The organism is Streptomyces sp. NPDC007084 (assembly GCF_040703595.1).
GTDB lineage: Bacteria > Actinomycetota > Actinomycetes > Streptomycetales > Streptomycetaceae > Streptomyces.
Window position 1 is genome coordinate 3,166 of sequence record NZ_JBEYFY010000028.1, and the last position, 2,501, is coordinate 5,666.

The following is a 2,501-nucleotide window of genomic DNA, read 5'->3' on the forward strand; positions in this document are numbered from 1 at the left end:
GAGGCGGAGCAGAAGCAGGAACAGCAGCAGGCGGAGCAGCAGAAGAAGCAGGAGGAGTTGCAGGCCAAGCAGGAGGCCAAGCAGGAACAGAAGGAGCAGAAAGCCGAGCAGAAGCAGGCGGAGCAGGAGGCGAAGCAGGAGGAGTTGCAGGCTCAGCAGGAGGCGAAGCAGGCCGAGGCGGAGCAGAAGCAGGAACAGCAGCAGGCGGAGCAGCAGAAGAAGCAGGAGGAGTTGCAGGCCAAGCAGGAGGCCAAGCAGGAACAGAAGGAACAGGAAGCCGAGCAGAAGCAGGCGGAGCAGGAGGCGAAGCAGGAGGCGAAGCAGGAGGAGTTGCAGGCTCAGCAGGAGGCGAAGCAGGCCGAGGCGGAGCAGAAGCAGGAACAGCAGCAGGCGGAACAGGAGAAGAAGCAGGAGGCGCTGCAGGCTCAGCAGGAGGCGAAGCAGGCCGAGGCGGAGCAGAAGCAGGAACAGCAGCAGGCGGAGCAGGAGAAGAAGCAGGAGGAGTTGCAGGCTCAGCAGGAGGCCAAGCAGGAACAGAAGGAGCAGGAAGCCGAGCAGAAGCAGGCGGAACAGGAGAAGAAGCAGGAGGCGCTGCAGGCTCAGCAGGAGGCCAAGCAGGCCGAGGCGGAGCAGAAGCAGGAACAGCAAAGGGCCGAGCAGGAGAAGCGCCAGGAAGAGCAGTTCCAGGAGGCGCAGCGGCGCCAGGACGAAGTGCAGAGCCAGATACCCGGCCGACTCGGCGGCGACCAGGGCGGCGTGCCCCTGGACGCACTGCCGGACGGCACGTCGATCCCGCAGCACGCCGGCGACGGCGTCAGCTCCATCAACCCGGATGGTTCGGTCACCACCGACTTCCCGGATGGCTCTTCCACCACGTTCAACCCCGACACCGGGCAGACCATCGTGACGTCGCCCGATGGTCACCGTGAGATCAGTCAGCTAGCACCCGGGGAATCCCTCCACAACCCTGACGGAAGCTGGACCACCCGACAGCACGACGGCACGCTCACCACTGATTTCCCCGACGGGAGTTCAACCAACGTCGACCCCGACACGGGCGAGGTCAGTACCACCCTTCCCGACGGCTCCCGCTCGACCACCCATATACAACCCGGTCAAGACTTCCCAGCCCGACCTGACAACCCATATGATTCAAACCCGCAGCACAGCCAGCCGCACTTCGAGGAAGACCTCGTCGACAACGGCCAGCTCGACGCCGGTGACCTGGGAGCCCCGCCGCACAGCGGGCGGGGAGGACAGGGACAGGGCGACATCACCACACCCAACGGGGCGCAACCCATGCTTCCCATGGGTACACGGATCAACGGGTCGACCTCGGGCGGCCCGAGCACCAGCGAGCGAGTGCGGGCCGTCCTCGACGACGAGCCGCAGACCGTCACTCGTCGCCGGCCTGGGAGGGGCACGACGGAGCAGGAGGACGTCGGAGTCGCCCAGCGCAGCGGTTCCACCAGTTCCGCTCCGTTCATGCCGCCCATGAGCCCACAGGGCGGCGCGGGCCAGCAGCAGGACACACAGAGCAGTGACCGTGAGCGCGAGTCCTGGCTGACGGAGGACGAGGACGTATGGGGCGCCGACGAAGGCGGCGCGCCGGCATCCATTGGGAGGGACTAAGTGCCGGAAGTGCAGAGCAGTGGTTTCCAGCGGGTGCTGGACGAGCTGAAGCAGGCTCAGAGTGCCCTGGAGGAGACGGAGAAGCGGATGAGCACCGCGACGTACACGGGCAGGTCCAAGGACCGCTCCGTGGAGGTCACGGTGGGAGCGCAGGGGCAGGTGACCCGCGTGCGGTTCCTCGCGGACAAGTACAAGTCGATGACGCCGGACCAGCTCGGTGAAGCCGTGCTGGAAGCCTCCCAGCGAAGCCGGGCCCATATGGCCGAAGCGGTGATGGGAGCCTTCAAGCCGCTGACCGAGCGGACCGCGGCCCTGCGTGAGGAGCGTGGCGGCGGGGGCGGCCTGGACTGGGGGCGCATCTTCGGCCCGTTCGAACAGGCGGTCGCCGAGGGCGGCGCGACGCGCGCCCAGCCGAAGACCAGGCTCAGGGACGAGATCGTCGAAGACCCCGACGAACCGTCAGGGCCCGCCAGTCGAACGGGAGGTGGTGGCAGGTGACGGGCGGTTCCTTCGAAGGCGACCCCGCACAGCTCCGCGATTTCATGGCGCGGCTGGAAGGAGTCTCCGCCAACGCGCGGGCCATCGCCGAGGACATGATCGAGGGACTGCGCCCCAACACGTCCTGGTACGGCATTGACGACGAATACGCGCAGAGCGCCGGCCCGCAGTACAAGCGCACGATCGAGACCCTCGTGGAGACACTCGGCGCACTCGGCCAAGCGGTGGAGGGCATCAACGCCGGCCGGCGGGCGGAGATCTACAAGATCACCGGCACCTCCAACTGGGCGCAGGAGCAGGTCGCCGAATTGCAGGGGAAGACCGACGAGATCGGCAACGAGCACAGCGGTGGCGGACGGGGCCACTGAACC

2 protein-coding genes and 1 pseudogene are annotated in these 2,501 nt (G+C 67.0%); all 3 read left to right on the plus strand.

Annotation, left to right across the window (positions count from 1 at the left end):
* Nucleotides 1-1,632: pseudogene (locus AB0912_RS22255) on the plus strand (cell surface protein); the annotation flags it as partial.
* Nucleotides 1,633-2,130 carry a YbaB/EbfC family nucleoid-associated protein gene (locus tag AB0912_RS22260; RefSeq protein ID WP_366702351.1) on the plus strand — a complete coding sequence of 166 codons (498 nt, stop codon included), beginning with the start codon at nucleotides 1,633-1,635 and terminating at the stop codon, nucleotides 2,128-2,130.
* Nucleotides 2,127-2,498: a hypothetical protein gene (locus AB0912_RS22265; protein WP_366702353.1), complete on the plus strand. Its 372-nt coding sequence runs from the start codon at nucleotides 2,127-2,129 to the stop codon at nucleotides 2,496-2,498. Before AB0912_RS22260 ends, AB0912_RS22265 begins: the two co-directional genes overlap by 4 nt.
* The last annotated feature ends 3 nt before the right edge of the window (nucleotides 2,499-2,501 follow it).